The organism is Burkholderia alba (assembly GCF_034721475.1).
Lineage (GTDB): Bacteria > Pseudomonadota > Gammaproteobacteria > Burkholderiales > Burkholderiaceae > Burkholderia > Burkholderia alba.
The window spans coordinates 25,838-45,434 of record NZ_JAWJWL010000028.1 but is presented as its reverse complement, the minus strand read 5'-3'; the positions used below and the strand labels follow the sequence as shown (position 1 = coordinate 45,434).

General features: G+C 67.5%; 18 protein-coding genes. 9 read left to right on the top strand and 9 right to left on the bottom strand.

All coding sequences use genetic code 11. The annotated features are described in order from the left end of the window. Positions 1–48: 48 nt before the first annotated feature. Positions 49–894 carry a TIM barrel protein gene (locus RZR99_RS26445; RefSeq protein ID WP_323122736.1) on the bottom strand — a complete coding sequence of 282 codons (846 nt, stop codon included), beginning with the start codon at positions 892–894 and terminating at the stop codon, positions 49–51. A 502-nt stretch (positions 895–1,396) separates the two neighbouring features. Between RZR99_RS26445 and RZR99_RS26440 the strand changes: the two genes are divergently transcribed. Then, a complete protein-coding gene (locus RZR99_RS26440) occupies positions 1,397–2,488 on the top strand; it encodes a LacI family DNA-binding transcriptional regulator (RefSeq protein WP_323122735.1) in 1,092 nt (363 codons plus the stop codon). A gap of 150 nt (positions 2,489–2,638) precedes the next feature. Here the strand turns inward: RZR99_RS26440 and RZR99_RS26435 are convergent, their stop codons facing one another. The 3 genes from RZR99_RS26435 to RZR99_RS26425 form a co-directional block, all read right to left on the bottom strand. Beyond that, positions 2,639–3,028 (bottom strand): DUF488 domain-containing protein, encoded by a 390-nt coding sequence (locus RZR99_RS26435; RefSeq protein ID WP_323122734.1) that lies wholly within the window; start codon positions 3,026–3,028, stop codon positions 2,639–2,641. 144 nt (positions 3,029–3,172) lie between these two features. Then, entirely contained in the window at positions 3,173–4,375 is a 1,203-nt protein-coding gene (locus RZR99_RS26430) for an amino acid aminotransferase (RefSeq protein WP_323122733.1), read from the bottom strand. A 49-nt stretch (positions 4,376–4,424) separates the two neighbouring features. Beyond that, positions 4,425–5,810 carry an amino acid permease gene (locus RZR99_RS26425; RefSeq protein WP_323122732.1) on the bottom strand — a complete coding sequence of 462 codons (1,386 nt, stop codon included), beginning with the start codon at positions 5,808–5,810 and terminating at the stop codon, positions 4,425–4,427. 341 nt (positions 5,811–6,151) lie between these two features. On the opposite strand from RZR99_RS26425, the gene RZR99_RS26420 reads away from it, so the two are divergent. Beyond that, positions 6,152–6,640: an Lrp/AsnC family transcriptional regulator gene (locus tag RZR99_RS26420; RefSeq protein ID WP_323122731.1), complete on the top strand. Its 489-nt coding sequence runs from the start codon at positions 6,152–6,154 to the stop codon at positions 6,638–6,640. Here the strand turns inward: RZR99_RS26420 and RZR99_RS26415 are convergent. Continuing rightward, on the bottom strand, positions 6,637–8,499 hold the full coding sequence (locus RZR99_RS26415; protein WP_323122730.1) for a potassium transporter Kup: 1,863 nt from the start codon (positions 8,497–8,499) through the stop codon (positions 6,637–6,639). The two genes, RZR99_RS26420 and RZR99_RS26415, sit on opposite strands and share 4 nt — an antisense overlap. 603 nt (positions 8,500–9,102) lie before the next feature. On the opposite strand from RZR99_RS26415, the gene RZR99_RS26410 reads away from it, so the two are divergent. The 4 genes from RZR99_RS26410 (at position 9,103) to RZR99_RS26395 (ending at position 11,493) form a co-directional block, all read left to right on the top strand. Beyond that, the gene (locus RZR99_RS26410; RefSeq protein ID WP_323122729.1) at positions 9,103–9,777 is read left to right on the top strand and encodes a Crp/Fnr family transcriptional regulator; all 675 of its coding nucleotides are present in this window, start codon (positions 9,103–9,105) and stop codon (positions 9,775–9,777) included. Positions 9,778–9,884: 107 nt separating this feature from the next. Next, on the top strand, positions 9,885–10,442 hold the full coding sequence (locus RZR99_RS26405; RefSeq protein ID WP_323122728.1) for an RNA polymerase sigma factor: 558 nt from the start codon (positions 9,885–9,887) through the stop codon (positions 10,440–10,442). A 145-nt stretch (positions 10,443–10,587) separates the two neighbouring features. Continuing rightward, positions 10,588–10,860: a RebB family R body protein gene (locus RZR99_RS26400; protein WP_323122727.1), complete on the top strand. Its 273-nt coding sequence runs from the start codon at positions 10,588–10,590 to the stop codon at positions 10,858–10,860. Between the two features lie 36 nt (positions 10,861–10,896). Beyond that, on the top strand, positions 10,897–11,493 hold the full coding sequence (locus tag RZR99_RS26395) for a hypothetical protein (protein WP_323122726.1): 597 nt from the start codon (positions 10,897–10,899) through the stop codon (positions 11,491–11,493). Between the two features lie 600 nt (positions 11,494–12,093). Here RZR99_RS26395 and RZR99_RS26390 read toward each other — a convergent pair. The 4 genes from RZR99_RS26390 to RZR99_RS26375 all read right to left on the bottom strand — a co-directional run bounded on the left by RZR99_RS26390 (position 12,094) and on the right by RZR99_RS26375 (position 14,259). Continuing rightward, entirely contained in the window at positions 12,094–12,417 is a 324-nt protein-coding gene (locus RZR99_RS26390; RefSeq protein WP_323122725.1) for a RebB family R body protein, read from the bottom strand. A gap of 159 nt (positions 12,418–12,576) precedes the next feature. Continuing rightward, the gene (locus RZR99_RS26385) at positions 12,577–12,960 is read right to left on the bottom strand and encodes a RebB family R body protein (protein WP_323122724.1); all 384 of its coding nucleotides are present in this window, start codon (positions 12,958–12,960) and stop codon (positions 12,577–12,579) included. Between the two features lie 195 nt (positions 12,961–13,155). Further along, positions 13,156–13,485, bottom strand: a complete 330-nt coding sequence (locus RZR99_RS26380) for a RebB family R body protein (RefSeq protein WP_323122723.1) — start codon at positions 13,483–13,485, stop codon at positions 13,156–13,158. An 84-nt stretch (positions 13,486–13,569) separates the two neighbouring features. Next, positions 13,570–14,259, bottom strand: coding sequence for a hypothetical protein (locus RZR99_RS26375; protein WP_323122722.1), 690 nt, complete (start codon positions 14,257–14,259; stop codon positions 13,570–13,572). Positions 14,260–14,918: 659 nt separating this feature from the next. Here RZR99_RS26375 and RZR99_RS26370 point away from each other — a divergent pair. From RZR99_RS26370 to RZR99_RS26360, 3 genes are read left to right on the top strand one after another with little or no spacing between them, the layout of a single operon-like run. Then, positions 14,919–17,828 (top strand): molybdopterin oxidoreductase family protein, encoded by a 2,910-nt coding sequence (locus RZR99_RS26370; RefSeq protein WP_323122721.1) that lies wholly within the window; start codon positions 14,919–14,921, stop codon positions 17,826–17,828. 18 nt (positions 17,829–17,846) lie between these two features. Next, on the top strand, positions 17,847–18,515 hold the full coding sequence (locus RZR99_RS26365; RefSeq protein ID WP_323122720.1) for a 4Fe-4S dicluster domain-containing protein: 669 nt from the start codon (positions 17,847–17,849) through the stop codon (positions 18,513–18,515). Positions 18,516–18,552: 37 nt separating this feature from the next. Next, entirely contained in the window at positions 18,553–19,503 is a 951-nt protein-coding gene (locus RZR99_RS26360) for a dimethyl sulfoxide reductase anchor subunit family protein (RefSeq protein ID WP_323122719.1), read from the top strand. The last annotated feature ends 94 nt before the right edge of the window (positions 19,504–19,597 follow it).

Genomic DNA, 19,597 nt, shown 5'->3' with positions numbered 1-19,597 from the left:
CTGATCCTGCTGCCGCACTCGACGGCGTCCCGCGCATCGCGGCGCCGCTCACGCGGCTGCGCGCCGATGCGTCGGATCGACCCCCGCGCGCAGGTAGTCGATGCTCGCCCTGAGCTGGCGCTCGATGTCGTTCGACGCGGCGATCTCCTCGGCGAACGGTTCGAACGACACGTGGCCGAGATAGCCGCGCGCGAACAGCGTATTCAGTTGCTCGACATTGCCGAGCCGGTCCGCCGCGCCGACCAGCACCCGATCGCTGTCGCGCATCGCGCCGACCGCCAGATCCGCGTTGTCGACACCCGACACGTGCACCAGCCCCGTGAGATCCGGGAAGAAGAGAGCCTCGCCGGCCAGGTGATGGTGGAAGGTGTCGTGAACGAGCCTGAAGTGCCGCTCGCCCTCGGCCTCGCGGATTGCCCCGACCGCGTCCGACTTGCGCCGCAGCGCGCACGCCTCGAAACCGAGCGGTTCGATCAGCGCGGACAGGCCGTGATCGTCGAGAATGGGTTTCAGCTGCTTGAGCGCGGCGACGAGATCGCGGAATCGCGAATCGGCCGACCGGGTGTCCCGGCGGCTGTGGGTCGGACACAAGACCAGCGCGCGGGCGCCGCACTCCGCCGCGAAGCGGGCCAGTGCGCGCGCTTCGCTCGCGCGCGCCGCATCGAACTGGTCGAAACGCTGCAATGCGTTCACCGACAGGATCGTCAGCCCGGCCGCCGACATCGCGGCGCCGATGTCGGCGGCGGCGGTGCCGTCCTCGATTTCCACGCCCGCCAGATCGTTGCGTATCTCGATCGCATCGATCCCGAGCCGGCGGCACAGCGCGACGAACTCCGGCAGCGCAAGGCGCGGCGCACTCATGCGGTTCAGCGCAAATCGCAAGACTTCGGTCATCAAACGTCCCCAGGGTAAACAATAGAGCAATCGACTGTGCGGCTCGGAATTCGCGCGCTTGCGCGGCGAAGACGACGCGCCACCTTCGCGCGTGCCGTCCCGTGCCGCGCTTGCCTCATGCCGCGTGACACACTTCCACCTTCGGCGCCTCGTCCGCGGACTGATCCGGTCAAATCCCCGGGCAACGCCGCGCCAACCGCCGCCCCGGCCGTTCCGTTCCGTTCCGATCCGGAAACCGGAGCGTCGATCGTTCGCGGGATCCTCATGCTGGCGGCAACGCGACCTCTGAAGATTCAAAGAGGATTGCGAACCATGGCGGGCGCATGCGGTCGCTGAATCCCGGTTTCCGACGCCGCTCAGGCGGCGCCGAGGAAGGCTTGACAGAAAGATAGCGGTCGAGAAAACTCTCATCCACACAAGAATTGACGTTTTTTCGTCAATCGCGGCAATGCGCGCGGCCGCCTGCCTTCCAGGCATCGCCTCATGGCCATGGAGCCCCGACATGACCAATCCGCCCACCACGAGGCGCCGCAAGCGCACGGCCCGCTTTGTCGAAATCGCACAGGCCGCCGGCGTCAGTCCGACGACCGTCGACCGCGTGCTGAACGAACGCGGCAGCGTGTCGGCCGCCACGCGCGCGCGCGTCGTGGCGGCGGCCCGGCAGCTCGAGGTTCCCCGCATCCTGCCCGATACCCTGCACGGCCTGATCCATGTGGACGTGCTGCTGCCCCGCAACACCACGCCGTTCTTCAGACGGCTCAATCTCGCGCTGGAACGCTCGATGCAGATGCTCGACAAGCGGATCGTCGTGCACCGGACGATCTTGCCGGAAGCGGACGACGACGTGATCACGCGCGCGATCCTCCATCCGCCGTACAACCGCCGAGGGTTGATCGTGACCACGCGCGACACGCCGCGCGTGCAGACCGCGCTGCGCACCGTGATCGAGCGCGGGGAGCCGGTGATCACGATGGTGACCGACATGACCGACGTCGCGCGGGTGCATTACGCCGGCATCGACAACCTGTGCGCGGGGCGGACCGCGGGGTATTTCGTCGGCCGTCTGGCGCAGCACCCCGGCCGAGTGCTGCTGCTGTGCGGCCGCCAGGATTACCGGGTGCACAGCGACCGCATGCTCGGATGCCGCCTGCAGCTCGCGGAAACGTTTCCCGAGCTGACTGTCGACGGCGCCGGCATCGAGACGCTGGACGATCCCGATCGATGCTATCGGGCGGTGCTCAAGGCGTTCGGAGAGGGCAACGTGGCCGGCATCTACAACAGCGGATACGGTTCGGCGGGCGTCGAGGCCGCGCTACGGACCTGCGGCGCGGAGGGCCGCGTGGTCTGGGTCACGCATGAAATGCTCGACCGGCATCGCGATTACATCGAAACCGGCAAGATGGACATCGTCATCGATCAGGACCCCGACGGACAGGTCATATCGGCGATACAGCACCTGCTTCACGCGTGCGGCGTGGTGGATATCGCGCCCCCCGGCGGCCCGCTCGACTTCCGGATCTTCTGCTCGACGAACGTCCCGCGCGGCGGGTATCTGCCTCGCGGCGGCGTTGCCGCGCCTCAGGGATCCCGCTGACGTCGCCACCGGAGATCGGCGCACGCTGCGCGGCGCCGAGCGGCGATGCGCCGTCACGCACGACCATGTCCCGCCGCCGTTTCCGCAACGCAGGCGGGTCAGGCGCATGCGTTGCCTGATTCCGCGGGGTCGCGGCCTCGCGAAACGGCGCTACGCGTTGACCACCGCCCCTCGCTCCGTCAGCAACTGCCGCAGCATGCCGCGATGGCACCGCGCTTCGCTGTCGCAGTAGCACCCGACCGAGAAATGCGCCGTCGCGGACAGCGCGGCCAGCGTGTCCAGCACCTTCGCCGCGTCGCCGTGGTTCATCTCCGCGCGGAACTTGCGCGCGAACGCGTTCCATTGCGCATCGGTCCCGGCCGCCTGCGCCTCGGCCACCAGCTCCGCGCTCGGCGACAGCGTCGGCAGCCACACGTCGTAATAATCGCGCGACGCGAATTCCGCCTTCGGCACGCCGCGCGGCGGGCGCCGCACCGTGCCGATCCGCAGGCCTTCGTCGGCGCCGCGGGCCGAACCGAGCTGAACGATGCTGATGCTCATGCTGACTCCCTGATCTTCGCTACCGGGACACGCGCGAGACCCCATTCGATCGCGCCTCGCGCACAGACGCAACGGCGAGGGAATCCCTCGCCGTTGCGGACACTTCATGCCGGTCGCGTCGCGCGCGCACCGGCCGCGCGGCCGTCACACGCCGCTCGCGAGCACCGCGCCGATCGCCGTCACGACAGCGCCGACGTTCGATTCGTTCAGCCCCGCCACGCACATCCGGCCCGAGCGGAGCACGTACACGCCGTGCTGCTCGCGCAGGCTCTCGACCTGCGTTTCCGTGAGACCCGTGTAGGTAAACATGCCGCGCTGCTTCACGTAGCGCGACAGCGCCTCGCCCCGCACATGCTCGCGCAGGCCGTCGTGAATCGCGCTGCGCATCTTGGCGATCCGCCGGCACATCGCCGCCAGCTCCTCTTCCCACTGCGCGCGCAGTGCCGGCGTCGTCAGCACCTTCGCGACCACCTTCGCGCCATGCGTCGGCGGGTTGCTGTAGTTCGCGCGCACCGCGCCCGCCAGTTGACCCAGCACGCGCCCGGCCGCCGTCGCGTCCTCGCAGATCACGCTGAGGCCGCCGCACCGCTCGCCGTACAGCGAGAAATTCTTCGAGAACGAATTCGCGACCAATGCCGGCATGCCGCGGCGCGCCAGCTCGCGCACCGCGAACGCATCGGCGTCGAGCCCCGCGCCGAAGCCCTGGTACGCCATGTCGACGAACGGCAGCAGCTCGCGCGTCTGCAGCACGTCGATCAGCTTGAGCCACTGCGCATCGTCGAGATCGACGCCCGTCGGATTGTGGCAGCACGCATGCAGCAGCACGACACTGCGCTTGGGCAGCGCGTCGATCGCGGCGAGCATCGCGTCGAACCGGAGGCCGCCCGTCGCTTCGTCGTAGTACGGATACGTGTTGACCGCGAATCCGGCGCGCTCGAAGATGAAGCGGTGGTTCTCCCAGCTCGGATCGCTGATCCACACCTGCGCATCCGGAAAGTAGCGCTTGATGAAATCCGCGCCGACCTTGAGCGCGCCCGATCCGCCGAGCGTCTGCAGCGTCGCGATGCGCCCGGTCCGGCGCGCTTCGCTCGCGTCGCCGAACACCAGCGACTGCACCGCCTCGCGATACGCGGCGATCCCCGTCATCGGCAGATACGGCGTCGGGCCGGATTCGCCGTACAACGCGGCCCCGGCTTCGCGCACGGCCCCCATCACCGGGATCTTGCCGTCGGCATCGAAATAGATGCCGATGCTCAGGTTGACCTTCCGGCTGCGCGGATCTTTCTGGAAATTCTCGTTCAGCGAGAGAATCGGATCCCCGGGATACGCATCGATATGTTCGAACATGGCGGTGTCTGACTGGATGATGAAGGATTCGTGGGTGCGCGCGGACGGATCAGCGCGTCGACGCGCCGTCGTGCAGCGGGTAGCCGGCATTCCTCTGACGGTACCGGTAGCCGATGCCGAGCACGGCGAGCCACACCGGGATCAGATACACGGACAGGCGCAGGTCCGGCGTCAGGTACATGACGACCAGGATGCCGGCCATGAACGCGAGGCACAGGTAATTCGTCAGCGGATAGCCGAGGCTCTTGAAGCGGGTTTCCACGCCCGCTTCCCGCTTCGTCTGGCGGAACTTCAGGTGAATGATACTGATCATCGCCCAGTTGATGATGATCGCCGACACGACGAGGCCCATCAGCATCTCGAACGCCTTGCCCGGCATGAAGTAGTTGATCACGACGCACAGCGCGGTGGCGAGCGCCGACGCGCCGAGCGCGACGAGCGGAATGCCGCGCCGGTTCACCTTGAGCAGCGCCTTCGGCGCGTTGCCCTGCTGCGCGAGGCCGTACAGCATCCGGCTGTTGCAGTACACGCCGCTGTTGTACACCGACAGCGCCGCCGTCAGCACGACGAGGTTCAGCACGTTGGCGACGAGATTGCTGCTGAGCGCGTGGAAGATCAGCACGAACGGGCTGCCGCCCGACACGACCTTCTCCCACGGATACAGCGACAGCAGCACGCCGAGCGCGCCGATGTAGAAAATCAGGATCCGATAGATCACCTGGTTGGTCGCGCGCGGAATGCTGTGCTTCGGATCGTCGGCCTCGGCCGCCGTGATGCCGACCAGTTCGAGCCCGCCGAACGAGAACATGATCACCGCCATCGACATCACCAGCCCGCTCACGCCGTTCGGGAAGAACCCGCCGTGCCGCCACAGGTTGGCGACGCCGGCTTCCGGGCCCGCGTTGCCGGAGGCCAGCAGATAGCCGCCGAACAGGATCATGCCGACGATCGCCGCGACCTTGATGATCGAGAACCAGAATTCCGTCTCGCCGTAGGATTTGACGCTCGCGAGATTGATCGCATTGATGACCGCGAAGAACACCAGCGCGGACACCCAGGTCGGCACGCCGGGCCACCAGTACTGCACGTAGATGCCGACCGCCGACAGTTCGGCCATGCTGACGAGGATGTACAGCACCCAGTAGTTCCAGCCCGACAGGAAGCCGGTGAAGTGCCCGCAATACTTGTTCGCGAAATAGCTGAACGAACCGGCCACCGGCTCGTCGACCACCATTTCGCCCAACTGCCGCATGATGAAAAACGCGACGATGCCGGCCACGCCGTAGCCGAGCAGCACCGACGGACCCGCCATCTTGATGGTCTGCGCGATACCCAGGAACAGCCCCGTGCCGATCGCGCCGCCCAGCGCGATCAGCTGGATGTGGCGGTTCTTCAGGCCGCGCTTGAGGCCCTCGTTCTCGTGATCCGAAACCATGTCTTCTCCACACGCTCCGCCTTGTTCGAAGGCGGCGCGCCGTCGGGCCGACTCTTCGGTCGGCGATCCAGGCGCTGTTTTGCTGTTACCGGCGGCCATGCGGGTTTCCTGCGTCAGGCGCCGAATGGGGAAATGCGATCTTCATGCAACGCGCCTCGTCGTCCGTTCAACGGGCAGAAACACCCGATCCCGTCATCCGCCGCGCGCCGTCTTCTTGATCCAGCACAAAAATCGGGGCTCAGTGTATCGCCGGCGGGATGAAATGGGGTTTCGTAAGCCCTTCATGCAAACCCTACATTATGAGATAAGATTGCGCTCAGGAGACCATCGAGGAAATAAAAATGCACGAACCGCTTCTGGACCGGATCGACCGCCACTTGCTGGGCATTCTGCAGGAACACGGCCGGACCACGAATCTGGAACTGGCGAAGGCCGTCGGCCTGTCCCCCGCGCAAACCTTGCGGCGGCATCGCCGGCTCGAGGAGATCGGCGCGATCCGGCGCTATGAGACGCGGCTCGACCCCGAGACGCTCGGCTTCGGCGTGACCGCGTTCGTGCAGGTCACGATGGAGCGCGGACACATCCGCGATCTGTCGAAATTCCAGACGCTCGTCGCGGAACTGGCGCAGATCCAGGAGTGCTTCTCGGTCACGGGCGACATCGACTACGTGCTGAAAGTGGTGGCCGAGGATCTGAAAGGCCTGTCGACCTTCCTGCTCGACACGCTGATGCGCATCCCCGGCGTGAGCGGCGTACAGTCGAGCGTGTGCCTCGACGAAATCAAGTGCACGAGCGCGATGCCGATCGAAAACGCGAACCCTCGCGCCTAGATCGACACCTGCCGCCCCAGGTCGACCACCTGATCGGCGGGCACCCGCAGGTAGTCGGTCACGCGCGCGCAGTTGCGCAGCATCGTCGCGAACAGCGCTTCGATCCAGCGCGGCAGGCCGAGCCCGTCGTCGCGCGGCACGATCCGCTCCATGCCGATGAAATAGGTCACCTCGGCCGGATCCACCGGGCAGCCCTGCTGCGCGATCCGCGCCATCAGCGCGGGCAGATCCGGCCGCTCCATGAAGCCGTAGGTCGCGATCACCGACCAGTAGTCCGGCGCGGGCTGCGCGAGCTTGACCCGGCTGTCCGCCGCCACCCAGGGCGTCGACGCCGTCTCCAGCGAGATCGTCAGCACGCGCTGCTGCAGCGCCCGGCTGTGCTTCACGTACCAGCGCAGCACGGCGGGCGTCTCGGTCTTCGCGCGGGAGAGGAACACGGCCGTGCCGGGCACGCGCGCCACCCCTTCGGCGGCGATCTCCGCCGTGAACGCGGCGATCGGCATCGCGTTCTCGCCGAGCCGGTTGGCCACCGCCGTGACGCCCCGGTGCCAGACGTACATCACGAGATAGACCAGCGCCGCCAGCATCAGCGGCACATAGCCGCCGTCCAGCAGCTTCATCATGTTCGACGCGAAGAACGCCGCGTCGAACACGAAGAACAGCGCCGCCACCGCGCCGCTCGCCGCGCGCCCCCATCCCCAGATCTCGCGCATCGCGATGAACAGCAGCATCGTGGTCATCAGCATCGTGGCCGATACCGCGATGCCGTATGCGCCTGCGAGGTTGTCGGATTTGCGGAAGGCCAGCGCGAGGCCGATCGTCACCGCCATCAACGTCCAGTTGACCGCGCCGATGTAGATCTGGCCGTACCCGTCCTCGGAGGTCTGCGAGATTTTCAGGCGCGGCATCCAGTCGAGCTGGATCGCTTGCCGCGTCATCGAAAACGCGCCGGTGATGATCGACTGGCTCGCGATGACCGTGGCGACGGTCGCGAGGATCACGAGCGGCAGCAGCAGCGGCTCGGGACACAGACGGAAGAAGATGTTGCCGCTGGTGGGCGCGCCGGCGAGAACGATCGCGCCCTGCCCCGCATAGTTCAGCACGAGGCTCGGAAAGACGAGCGAGGACCACGCGAACTTGATCGGACGCGCGCCGAAATGCCCCATGTCCGCATAGAGCGCTTCCGCGCCCGTCACGCAGAGAAACACGCCGCCCAGCACCAGGAAACTGCCGCTGCCGCCATGCAGCAGATACGTGAGCCCGTACAGGGGGTTGAGCGCCCACAGGATCGCCGGATGCCGCGCGATGCCCATGATGCCCAGCACCGCCATCGTGACGAACCACAGCGCCATGACGGGGCCGAACGCGCGCCCGATCCGGGCGGTGCCGAGCGGCTGCAGCGCGAACAGTCCGAGCAGGATCGCCACGGCCAGCGGCAACACGTAGGGCGCCAGCGCGGGCTCGACGATGTTCAGCCCCTCCAGCGCGGACAGCACGGAAATCGCCGGCGTGATCGCGCCGTCGCCGTAGATCAGCGCCGCGCCGAACAGGCCCGCCGCGACGATCATCGGCCGCTTGTGCCGCTTGACCCCGAGCAGCGCCATCAGCGCGAGGATGCCGCCTTCCCCGTCGTTGTCGATCCGCATCGCGAAGCCGGCATACTTGACCGTCGTGACGACGATCAGCGTCCAGACGAGCAGCGACACGATGCCGAGTATCGTCGCCGGCGATTGGCCGCCCGACAGATCGAGCACGGTCTTCAACGTATAGAGCGGGCTCGTGCCGATGTCGCCGAACACCACCCCCAGTGCGCCGACACCGCCTGCCAGCAGCGTGGGCTTGCGCCACGAATTCGACATGTTCAGTTGTACCCGGAAAGATCGGTTGGAAGTCAACGCGGACATAGCCTACACAACCGCCGTGTGGATCAGAAGCGGCAATTGCCAAACTTGGTCAAACTTGCGTCGACGCCTAGAGGCAAGTCCGCAAACGCGGTGACGGCGCGCGCACCGACAGCCCTTCGTAATCCGGCTGCCGTCGGAACGTCATCCCTCCGGCGTAGCGGGCGCCGGCCGCCGCGTGTCCGCGCCGGGGCCGCGCGCGGGGATGGCCCGGGTCCGGTGCCCTGGGAGGCCATGGCGAATCCGCGTCGCTCTCTCGCGTCGCGGCTCTCCTTTTCGGCCATGCGTTCCATTCGGCATTCGGGCATCGCCCGCGATGCCGCTTAAATGACGCGCGGCATTTTCTTATCCGGGTGTTATATCTGCGCCCGGAATTCGCTTCGGATTGCCGCAATGGCATTCGAGCCGATTATTTCCCTTCGTCATTCCCGATTCCGATTGTCGATACGATCTCATCACCTACCAATTGTGGTAGGTGTTCTCATCGTCCCTTTCACACCGTCCTTGACAAGACGTTTTCCGCTGGGTGGTTGAAATATTAAACAACGGCATACGGAAAACATGTCTGCTCCTGCTCCCGCTCAAGCACTGTGCAATACCCCGATACTCGACAAGCTGCCGGAAAGCCTGCTGCTGCACATCGAACGACATCTCGCGCCGTGGCCGGAACGCGGCAATCGCCTGCTGTTCTTCAAGGGCGACCCCGAGGATTTCGTGGCGTTCGTCCATCGCGGCCACGTGTACAAGACACTGCACGAGCCGGGCGGACGGGAAATCATCCTCGGGCGCTCGCTGCCCGGAGAGCTGATCGGCGAAAGCGCGCTGGCGGGCGCCCACCGGCGCAGCTTCACCGCGCAGCTCAGCCCGGATTGCCGGATTTCGCTCCTGCATCGCCAGCACTTCGCGCCGCTGCTGGCCGACGCCGATTTCATGGAGCGGGTCTACGGGCAACTATGCCGCCACCTGCACCAGTTGAGCGATTTCGTGGAGTCGGCGTGCCTGTATCGGCTGGAGGCGCGGCTCGCGCGCTATCTGCTCGACCGGGGGCAAAACGGCAACCGGGAAGTCGTGCTCCCGGAGAATCAGAGCATCTTCGCCGCGATGCTCAATGTCAGCCGGCCCCGGTTGAATATTCTTTTGCAGAAATGGCGGCGGGAAGGTCTGATTCGCGTGAATGGACAGGGATTGACCATGGAAAAACCGGAGCGGCTTCGGCATATCGTTAATGCAAACTAAATCAGTCCTTTCAAACGAAATTCGAATCCGATGTTGTTACATGCGTAACTGCGTGACCGCCGTCACCAAACCGATCCTGTGCTTTCCCCAGACGAGGAAAGTCCAGGATGAAAATCTCAAGCCAATCCGACGCCCCGACCGATGCCTCGCTCACCCAGCAGCTCGATCGCACCTGGCGGGAAATGCAGGGGAAACTGCGGCGGCGCGCGCGCCTGCTGTGCAAAGGCGACACGCACCGCGCCGACGAACTGCTGTCCGACACGGCGCTCAAGGTGCATGTGTATCTGCAGCGCTCGCCGGGGCGGGTGCAGAACCTGGCCGGTTTTCTCTTCCTGGTGCTCAACCATGCATTCCTCGATTACGCGCGGCGCCGCAGCCGCGAAAACTGCGTGCTCGAATTCGACGCCGACTGGGACGAGGATCATGTCATCGAGCTGGCCGGCCATACTCCGTCGGTGGAACATCAGCATCTGCTGAAACAGCAGCTGCTGCGTCTCGAACACACGCTGTCCACGCTCACGCCGCAGCAGCAGGCGCTGTTCGTGCTGAAGTTCGAGGAGGATCGGCCTTACCTGCATATCGCCGCGACGCTCGGCATCAACGAGCCGCTCGCCAGAAAACGCGTGGAGCTGCTGCGCAAGAAGCTGCGCGCCGAGCTGGCTTGAGGCCCGCCCATGCGGGCGGCGGATTCCGGCGCGCCTTCACAAACGCGCGGTCGCAGCGTCCGTAATGGCGTGTACCGCGCGGCCGGTCGTCCGGCCCGCCCCGCTCTTTCCATCGCGTGCCGTACCCGAGATCCCAGGAGGCCTCGTGGCAGACAAAGTCAACGAACAGATCACCGACGCGGTGACCCAGAGCAACGTCAGCGTCGTCGCGGGATCCCCCGCTCAGGCCATGGGCACCCTCTATCAGGTGTTCAGCCAGGCCGTCGGCATCTCGGCACAGAACATGACGCAGCAACAAGCCGCGCTGAACCAGATTTCGAACGCGGTCGTTTCGAAGGCGGTGGCGATGATCCTGTCCATCGAACCGTCGTCGCCCAAGACGTCGGCCGCCGCGCCGGCGACCGGCAAGATCCTGTAAGACGCCCTGACCGCTTGATTCCGAGGACATCTGGACATGACCACGAAAGGCCAACCCGGCGACAAACGTAATCCGGCCCGCACGGGCGCGCAGGAAGCCGACGCCGCGTCCGCGCCGGCGGCGACCCGGGGCGCGCAGACGCCGCGGGCCGGCGCCCGGACCTGGCCGACCAATCGTCTGCGCCGGTTTTCCGACGCGCTGCAGGTGCCGGACGCGGGCGGCCTGGCCGGGCGGGCCGGCAGCGCATCGCTGCAGACGGTACAGGCGATCAACGCGGAGGCGGCCGCCTACGCCACCACCCAGATCGCCATCGGCCCCAACATGATGATCACGCAGGCGGGCGGCATGGTGGCCCAGGCGGCGGCGAACTACTTCGAGGCGTCCACCTCGCTGGCGATCGCCGGCAAGGGCGTGCTGATGCGGGATCTGGCGCAGAAGACCATCGACGAGGACGAGCGCGGCATGGCGATGGACGCGATCGGGCTGCTGCTGACGGACCTGTTTGTCGCGACGGCCGCGATGGTCGCCGGCGCCGCCGAAGCGATCGAGGGCGAAGCGGCCAGTTTCGCGCTCGAGAAGATCGACGAGAGCCTGCTGAAGTACCAGTCGCTGCTGGACAAGAAAGGGCCGTGACACCCGTGCGAGGGCATGGCCCTCGCGAGACCGAACGGCGAGCCGCATTCGAACGCGGCATCGAGCGTGCTCCCCGGATGCCGGTCGGTCCGTTCCGTCGCGGCGAATCGGATCGACGGCGACCGGCGGCCCGCGCCGCCCTCTCCCGCCCGACCCGCCCCTACTCGAGCCTACCTCCCGACCGCATGCGCACAGCGGATTGCCCCGCATCGAGCCGCACTGTCCGCCTGCGCCGACCCGGCGGCCTGCGGTACGGCACATCGCACGGAACGGAATAAACCGAGACGCCGGCGCCGGGACAGCGCTCCGGCGGACAACACACCGGCATGCGAAGGCGCAAGCCTCCCCACGTACGCGGGGCTGCGCGGCCGCCGTCGCGGACATCGACGACCCGGGTCTGCAAGCGACCGGCGCCGCGGCGCGATCGAGATCCGGATCGGACCGTGCAGCGATCGGCGACAGGACAATTCACCGCCAAGACCCCGCGAGCACGCGACATCGGCTCAAGGTTTCCCGAGCCCCTTCGCGCGGGCCGGTCCGCTGACGCGGCTGCGCCCCGCGCCCGCCGGGCCGGTTCGAGCGCCCGACGGGCAGCGGCGGTCAACCTCGATGGGGATGAACGGCATGAATGAGTTGCGCGATGGCCGCGATCTGCGACGTGAAGCTGTTGTTCGCCGCCCGCACCGCGGCGGCGACGGCCACCGGCGTGCCGCTGTAGAGCTGCAGGATGCCCGCGGTCGTCGCGGCCTGGTTGGCGGCGGCCTGATTCGCCTGCATCTGCACGGCGTTGTGGAGCAGCACCGAGGTAGCGTGCGCATTCGAGATGAAGAGCGTGCCCAACGCCACGGCGGGCGACTCTCCCACCACCTTGACGTTGGTCTGCGCGACCGCATCGGTGATCGCCGGGGAAACTTTGTCTGGCATCGCGTATCTCCTGGTTGGCCGGCGGTCTCGACAGGGTCGCGGGCAAGCGCGTCGACGGCCGGCGGGTTCGGGACGATCGCCGGGCCGCGAACGCGGCGCGGAAAGCGGCGGCGACTCGTTCGACCGAGCCGCCGCCTGACGCCGGCGCCGGGGGAAGCGTTAGAGCGGCGTGGGCCTGGGCCCGAGCGCTTTCCCGATCGCGAGCACATCCGCCAGCACGGAAATGATGCCGTTCGCCCCGATCGACGTGGCCGCCGCGCCTGCGCTGGCCGGCCCGAGGGTATAGAGCTGCATCGTGCCGACGTTCGTCGAAGTCTGCAGCTGGATGGCCGCCTGCGACTGCTGCTGCACCGCGTTCTCGAACAGAATGCCGAGGGAATGGCTCTGGGCCTGATAGAGCGAACCCATCGCCATGGCGGGCGCTTCACCCACCACCTTGACATTCACCTGCGTCACCGCGTCGGTGATCGCGGAATTGACGCCGCAAGCCTTGCACGGGTCCGTTGCCGCCGGGCCGTTGTTATCACCTGCGATAGCTGGCATATCGATTTCTCCTGGTTGACTGACAGCCGCAACATCGGCTCCGTGAAGCGCGCATGTTGATCAGCGTGTCCGGAACATGGCCCGGCGCCGTTGCCTCCGGCGCCGGCCGTCATCGTGCTGATCTACCCGGCGCCGGGGTCGGACGTCGGCTCGGGCGAGCCGAGCGGCGGCCGACCCCGGCGCCCGGGTAGCGCTTCAGACCACGGCCTTGCCGATCGCGAGCACGTCGGCCAGCACGGCGATGATGCCGTTCGCCCCGATCTCCGTGGCGGCGGCGCCCGCGCTCTCCGGCCCGATGGTGTACAGCTGCATCGTGCCCACGTTCGTGGAGGTTTGCGACTGGATGGCCGCCTGCGACTGCTGCTGCACCGCGTTCTCGAACAGGATGCTGAGGGAATGGCTCTGAGCCTGGTAGAGCGAGCCCATCGCCATCGCCGGCGCTTCGGCCACGACCTTGACGTTGACCTGGGTCACCGCATCGGTGATCGCCGGATTGACCTGGCACACATGGCACGTATCAGTCATCTTTTGCTCCTTGGTTCACGTTTGAAGTTGGGAAGTCGCACGCCGGTCGCTGGCTGAAGGTTCGTTCGGTCAAGAGCCCGGGTGCTACTCCAAGGACGCTGGACCGGGCGCGTCGTGAACGGCATTCGAGGGGTTCGGCGCCGCCTCGGCCGTCGCCGGCGATGCGGGCGCGATTTCGTCCGTCTCCCGCGCCTGCGCGCGCGCCTGCAGATCGCGCACCCGCTCATGCATCTCCTTCACCTGTTCGGCGAGCGGCTCCACATACCACTGGAAGCATTTTTCGATCTCCTGCTTGACGAGCTCCGTCATGTGCGCGCCGATCATCAGGAGTGCCTGACGTGTGCCTTCCTGCGGATCGGGCGGCGCGGGCTGCGAATCCGGCGCGCCGGGTTCGTTCGGCGGCTCGCGCGCGTCGAGCATGCCGGAGACCGTCTTCTGCTCCGCATCCAGCATCTTCAAGGTCGTTTCGTTCTGAGCATCGATCGTCTGCAGGATGCCGCGCATCTTTTCGTAGGCCTTCTGCTGGTTCAGCTGCAGGAAATGTTTCATCTGATCCCGCACCTCCTGGCGGTTTCTGGGTGCCAACGCGGGCGGACTCGGCGCCGGCGCGTGCTGCGGAGCCGGCGCGACCGGAGCGGCGGCCTGCGCCTGCGGGTTTCCCGTTTCGCGTCGCAGCCGCTCCACCAAGACCTGTTCCTCCTCGGGCTGCAACGCACGGCCCAGGCGTTTCTCGGCAAGCTGCCGGAGCAAAGGTTCGAGCGCCTCGTTACGCATGACGCGCGCCTCCCCGTTGCCCGGCCGCCGCACCGGTCCGCAGCGGATGGTCCGCCGCTCTCGCGAGGCGTCGCGAAGGCAGGTGCTGCCGCGGCGGCGGGCCGCGCCGGCCGGCGGCACGCCGGCCTCTCGGCCGGATTCGCGGGCGGTGCCGCGTCGAAGCGCTCTGGCAGAGGCAGGTCTGTCCATCTGGCATGAAGTTCTCCCGGAAGGTGGATGTGCGGACAGCCCGCCGACACGTCGGCGGGACGCTTGCAAGGACGATTCGCGAGGGGGATTCGTGAAGCGATGCGGGCGGCCGCGAGCAAGCCCCGCCGAACGCGCGGGCCCGGCCGCCGCCCGCGAACGGCCGAGGCGTCTCGCACCCGGCCGCGGATGCGGTTTCCCGGTTCGCGGAAGAGGCCTCCGCGCGGCCAATCAGGCGGAACCGCCTCCGGGCGACCGCCAAGCCGCGCCGTCCGAGGCCCGCTCGGATCCCCACGCCCGCAAGCACCGCCGCGCTACCGGCCGCGCCGGCTCGCGCACGGTCATCCATCAGCGGAGATGATGGACCGGATCAGCAATCGCGATTTCCCGTTCGCCACGCAAACCGTTACGATCGCACTCACCGTCCCCGATGCCGGTTCGCCCGACCGAACCGCAGAACCCACGAGGTCAGCATGGAACATCACGCGCGCACTCAAGACGAGGCGCTCGACGTCAAGACCACCACCTGCTACATGTGCGCGTGCCGCTGCGGCATCCGCGTCCACCTGCGCGACGGCGAAGTCCGCTACATCGACGGCAACCCCGATCACCCGCTGAACCAGGGCGTCATCTGCGCGAAGGGCGCATCGGGGATCATGAAGCAGTACTCGCCCGCCCGCCTCACGCAGCCGCTGATGCGCAAGCCCGGCGCGGAGCGCGGCAGCGCCCAGTTCGAGCCGGTCAGTTGGGACGTCGCGCTGGACCTGCTCGAAAAGCGCCTCGCCCACCTGCGCGCCACCGATCCGAAGCGCTTCGCGCTGTTCACCGGCCGCGACCAGATGCAGGCGCTGACCGGCCTGTTCGCCAAACAGTTCGGCACCCCGAACTACGCGGCGCACGGCGGCTTTTGCTCGGTCAACATGGCGGCCGGCATGATCTACACGATGGGCGGCTCGTTCTGGGAGTTCGGCGGCCCCGATCTCGACCGGGCGAAGCTGTTTTTCATGATCGGCACCGCCGAGGACCATCATTCCAATCCGCTGAAAATCGCGATCTCGAAGTTCAAGCGCGCGGGCGGCCGCTTCATCGCGATCAACCCGATCCGCACCGGCTACGCGGCCATTGCCGACGAGTGGGTGCCGATCCGCCCGGGCACCGACGGCGCGCTGTTCATGGCGCTGATCCGCGAGCTGATCGAGGCCGATGCTTACGACCGCGATTTCGTCGTCCGCTTCACCAATGCCGCCGAGCTGCTCGACATGAACGAGGCAGGCGATGCGTTCGGCCTGTTCGTGCGCGACCCCGCCGCCCCGGAGCGCAATCCGCTGTTCCCGCAAAATCATCTATGGTGGGATCCCGCCGCGCAGCGCGCCGTCGCGCACCACACCCCCGGCGTGACGCCCGCGCTCACGGGCCGCTACGCGCTGGCGGACGGCACGCCGGTCGCGCCGTCGTTCGCGCTGCTGCGCGAGCAGGTCGCCGCCTGCACGCCCGAATGGGCGGAAGACATCACCGGCATCGCCGCCGCGACCATCCGCCGGCTCGCGCGGGAAATGGCCGCGACCGCGCGCGACCACAAGATCACGCTGCCGATCCGCTGGACCGACGCATGGGGCGAGACCCACGACACCGTCACCGGCAACCCCGTCGCATTCCATGCGATGCGCGGCCTCGCCGCCCACTCGAACGGCTTCCAGTCGATCCGCGCGCTGGCGGTGCTGATGTCGCTGCTCGGCACGATCGACCGGCCCGGCGGCTTCCGGCACAAATCGCCGTATCCGCGCGCGGTGCCGCCGTCGGCGAAACCGCCGAGCCATCCGGACCAGGTGCGGCCCGGCACGCCGCTCGCGAGCGGTCCGCTCGGCTGGCCCGCCGGCCCCGAGGATCTGTTCGTCGACGACGACGGCCGGCCCGGTCGGATCGACAAGGCGTTCTCGTGGGAATACCCGCTCGCGGTGCACGGCCTGATGCACAGCGTGATCACCAACGCCTGGCGCGGCGATCCCTATCCGATCGACACGCTGCTGATCTTCATGGCGAATCTCGCGTGGAATTCGTCGATGAATACGGTCGGGGTGCGGCAGATGCTGGTCGACAAGCGGGACGACGGCGAATACCGGATCCCGTTCATCGTCGTCTGCGACGCGTTCCAGTCGGAGATGACCGCGTTCGCCGACCTGATCCTGCCGGATACGACCTACCTGGAGCGTCACGACGCGATGTCGGTGCTCGACCGGCCGATCTCGGAGTTCGACGGACCGGTCGATTCGGTGCGGGTGCCGGTCGTGCCGCGCACGGGCGAATGCCGGCCGTTCCAGGAGGTGCTGGTCGAACTGGCCGGCCGGCTCAAGCTGCCCGCGTTCACGGCGCCCGACGGCGGGCGCAAGTTCCGCGACTACCCCGACTTCATCGTCAACTACCAGACCGCGCCCGACTCCGGCGTGGGCTTCCTGATCGGCTGGCGCGGCCGCGACGGCGACCAGGCGCTGGTCGGCGAACCGAACCCGGACCAGTGGGACGCGTACGCGCGCAACAACTGCGTGTTCCATTACACGCTGCCGGAGTCGCTGCAGTACATGCGGGGCGCCAACGGCCCGTATCTGCAATGGGCGGTGGAGCACGGCTTCCGCAAGTTCGACACGCCGATCGTGATCAACCTCTATTCCGAGGTGCTGCAGAAATTCCGGCTCGCCGCGCAGGGCAAGACCCGGGGCCGCGTGCCGCCCGCTCATCTGCGCGAGCGGCTGCAGCGCTATTTCGATCCGCTGCCGTTCTGGTACGCGCCGCTCGAGGCCGACGCGACCGATCGCGCGCGCTATCCGCTGACCGCCGTCACGCAGCGGCCGATGGCGATGTACCACTCGTGGGATTCGCAGAACGCGTGGCTGCGGCAGATTCACGGTGAGAACTACCTGTACATGAATCCCGGCGTCGCGCGCGAGAACGGCATTGCCGACGGCGCGTGGATCTACGTCGAGTCGCAATGGGGCAAGGTGCGCTGCATGGCGCGCTACAGCGAGACCGTGGAGCCCGGCACCGTGTGGACCTGGAATGCGATCGGCAAGGCGGCGGGCGCGTGGAATCTCGGCGCCGATGCCAGCGAGGCGCGGCGCGGCTTCCTGCTGAACCACCTGATCACCGACGAATTGCCGGACGCGGCCGGCGCGCGGCTGTCGAATTCCGATCCGGTCACCGGCCAGGCGGCCTGGTTCGACGTGCGCGTGCGGATCTATCCGGCGGAGGCGGACGCGGATCACACGCTGCCGCAGTTCGCGCCGATGCCGCCGCTGCCCGGCTCGACCAACATGGTCCAGCGCGTCGTGCGCGCGTATTTCGCCGGCCGGCGGCGCGGCGGGAAATCCGCCGGCACGCCGGCCAAATGAAGCGACGGAGGAACGGCTATGACCCAGATGGCGCTCGTCATCGACCTGAACGTCTGCGTGGGCTGCCAGGCCTGCGTGACCAGCTGCAAGGAATGGAACACGTCCGGCGAGGCCGGCAGCCTGTCCGACCTGAGGCCTTACGACGCCGGCCACTCCGGCACCTTCTTCAACCGGGTGCAGACCTACGAGGTCGGCGAATTTCCCGACGCCGACACCGTGCATCTGCCCAAGTCGTGCCTGCACTGCGAAGATCCGCCGTGCGTGCCGGTGTGCCCGACGGGCGCGAGCTACAAGCGCAAGGAAGACGGGCTGGTGCTGATCGATTTCGACAAATGCATCGGCTGCAAGTACTGCGCGTGGGCGTGCCCCTACGGCGCGCGCGAGCTGGACGAAACGCGCCAGGAAATGACCAAGTGCACGCTGTGCGCGGACCGCATCCATAACGACGCGCTGCCCGAGCGCGACCGCAAGCCGGCGTGCGTGCTGGCCTGCCCGACGTCCGCCCGCCTGTTCGGCGACATTCACGATCCCGATTCGGTCGTCTCGCAGGCGATCCGGGAGCGGGACGGCTATCAGCTGATGCCGGAATGGGGCACGAAACCGGCCAACCACTACCTGCCGCGCAAGCCGGTCGCCTCGTGCGGCAGCGGCTGCGCGTGTTCCGCACCGCCGGAGGCCGGCGCATGAACGGCGCGCCGGCCTCGCCATTCTTGACGAGGGATCGATGAAACCTGCTTTTTCCGTGGTGTTCCTGACCACGCTGTGCGGCGCGGGACAAGGCCTGCTGATCGCGCTGTTCGGCGTCGAATGCGCGAGCCGCGCCGGCTGGATCGCACCGCCGCCGCCGCTGTTCCTCGCGTCGGGCGCGATCTTCGCCGGCCTGCTCGGCGTGCTGGGCCTCGTCGCGTCGTTTTTCCATCTCGGCCATCCGGAGCGCGCGTGGCGCGCGATCGCGATGTGGCGCACGTCCTGGCTGTCGCGCGAATGCCTGTGCCTGCCGCTCTTCATCGCGAGCGCATTCGCGTACGGCGGCGCGCATGCACTGGCGCTGCCCTATGCGTTCGCGATCGGCGCGTTCGGCCTGATCGCCAGCGGCGCGCTGTTCGTCTGCACGTCGATGATCTATGCGTGCCTGCGCTTCCTGCAGGAATGGGCGACGCCGCTCACGATGCTCAACTTCACGCTGCTCGGCTGCGCGTCGGGGTTCACGGTCGCGGCGGCCGCGGCCGCGTGGCTCGCGCCGGATCTGCTCACGGGCCTCGCCGCCTGCGCGTGGGTACTGACGCTCGCCGGCTGCGCGGGCCGCGTCGCCGCGCTGAGCCGCAATGCGCGCCTGCGGCCGAAGTCGACGCTGCAAAGCGCCACCGGCCTGCATGCGAAACAGGTGGTGCAGATCTCGCGCGGCTTCACCGCGAGCGCGTTCAACCTGCGCGAGTTCTTTCACGGCAGATCGCCGCAGGCGCTGCGGCGGCTCAAATGGACGTTTCTCGTCGGCGCGTTCGGCGCGCCGGCCGTGCTGATCGCATGCGGCGGCAGCGCCGGAAGCGGCGCGCAGGCACTGGCGCTGCTGCTGGCCGCGAGCCTCGTGCAGTTCGGCGGGCTGGTGGTGGAGCGCTGGTATTTCTTCGCCGATGCGCGGCATCCGCAGAACCTGTACTACCAGCAGGCGGCGTAGGCGGCGGGTGCGGAGTCGTCACGGCTTGCCAAGCGTCGGGCGATCCGGCGGGCGGCATCCGCGCGGAAAGGCACGCATCGCGATCCGGCGCCGG

Excerpts from the sequence above, each read along its gene's own strand:
- RZR99_RS26405 (WP_323122728.1), top strand. The coding sequence starts at position 9,885 with ATGAAAATCTCAAGCCAATCCGACGCCCCGACCGATGCCTCGCTCACC.
- RZR99_RS26375 (WP_323122722.1), bottom strand. The coding sequence starts at position 14,259 with ATGCGTAACGAGGCGCTCGAACCTTTGCTCCGGCAGCTTGCCGAGAAA.
- RZR99_RS26395 (WP_323122726.1), top strand. The coding sequence starts at position 10,897 with ATGACCACGAAAGGCCAACCCGGCGACAAACGTAATCCGGCCCGCACG.
- RZR99_RS26445 (WP_323122736.1), bottom strand. The coding sequence starts at position 894 with ATGACCGAAGTCTTGCGATTTGCGCTGAACCGCATGAGTGCGCCGCGC.
- RZR99_RS26390 (WP_323122725.1), bottom strand. The coding sequence starts at position 12,417 with ATGCCAGACAAAGTTTCCCCGGCGATCACCGATGCGGTCGCGCAGACC.
- RZR99_RS26415 (WP_323122730.1), bottom strand. The coding sequence starts at position 8,499 with ATGTCGAATTCGTGGCGCAAGCCCACGCTGCTGGCAGGCGGTGTCGGC.
- RZR99_RS26425 (WP_323122732.1), bottom strand. The coding sequence starts at position 5,810 with ATGGTTTCGGATCACGAGAACGAGGGCCTCAAGCGCGGCCTGAAGAAC.
- RZR99_RS26370 (WP_323122721.1), top strand. The coding sequence starts at position 14,919 with ATGGAACATCACGCGCGCACTCAAGACGAGGCGCTCGACGTCAAGACC.
- RZR99_RS26365 (WP_323122720.1), top strand. The coding sequence starts at position 17,847 with ATGACCCAGATGGCGCTCGTCATCGACCTGAACGTCTGCGTGGGCTGC.
- RZR99_RS26430 (WP_323122733.1), bottom strand. The coding sequence starts at position 4,375 with ATGTTCGAACATATCGATGCGTATCCCGGGGATCCGATTCTCTCGCTG.
- RZR99_RS26435 (WP_323122734.1), bottom strand. The coding sequence starts at position 3,028 with ATGAGCATCAGCATCGTTCAGCTCGGTTCGGCCCGCGGCGCCGACGAA.
- RZR99_RS26440 (WP_323122735.1), top strand. The coding sequence starts at position 1,397 with ATGACCAATCCGCCCACCACGAGGCGCCGCAAGCGCACGGCCCGCTTT.
- RZR99_RS26385 (WP_323122724.1), bottom strand. The coding sequence starts at position 12,960 with ATGCCAGCTATCGCAGGTGATAACAACGGCCCGGCGGCAACGGACCCG.
- RZR99_RS26420 (WP_323122731.1), top strand. The coding sequence starts at position 6,152 with ATGCACGAACCGCTTCTGGACCGGATCGACCGCCACTTGCTGGGCATT.
- RZR99_RS26360 (WP_323122719.1), top strand. The coding sequence starts at position 18,553 with ATGAAACCTGCTTTTTCCGTGGTGTTCCTGACCACGCTGTGCGGCGCG.
- RZR99_RS26410 (WP_323122729.1), top strand. The coding sequence starts at position 9,103 with ATGTCTGCTCCTGCTCCCGCTCAAGCACTGTGCAATACCCCGATACTC.
- RZR99_RS26380 (WP_323122723.1), bottom strand. The coding sequence starts at position 13,485 with ATGACTGATACGTGCCATGTGTGCCAGGTCAATCCGGCGATCACCGAT.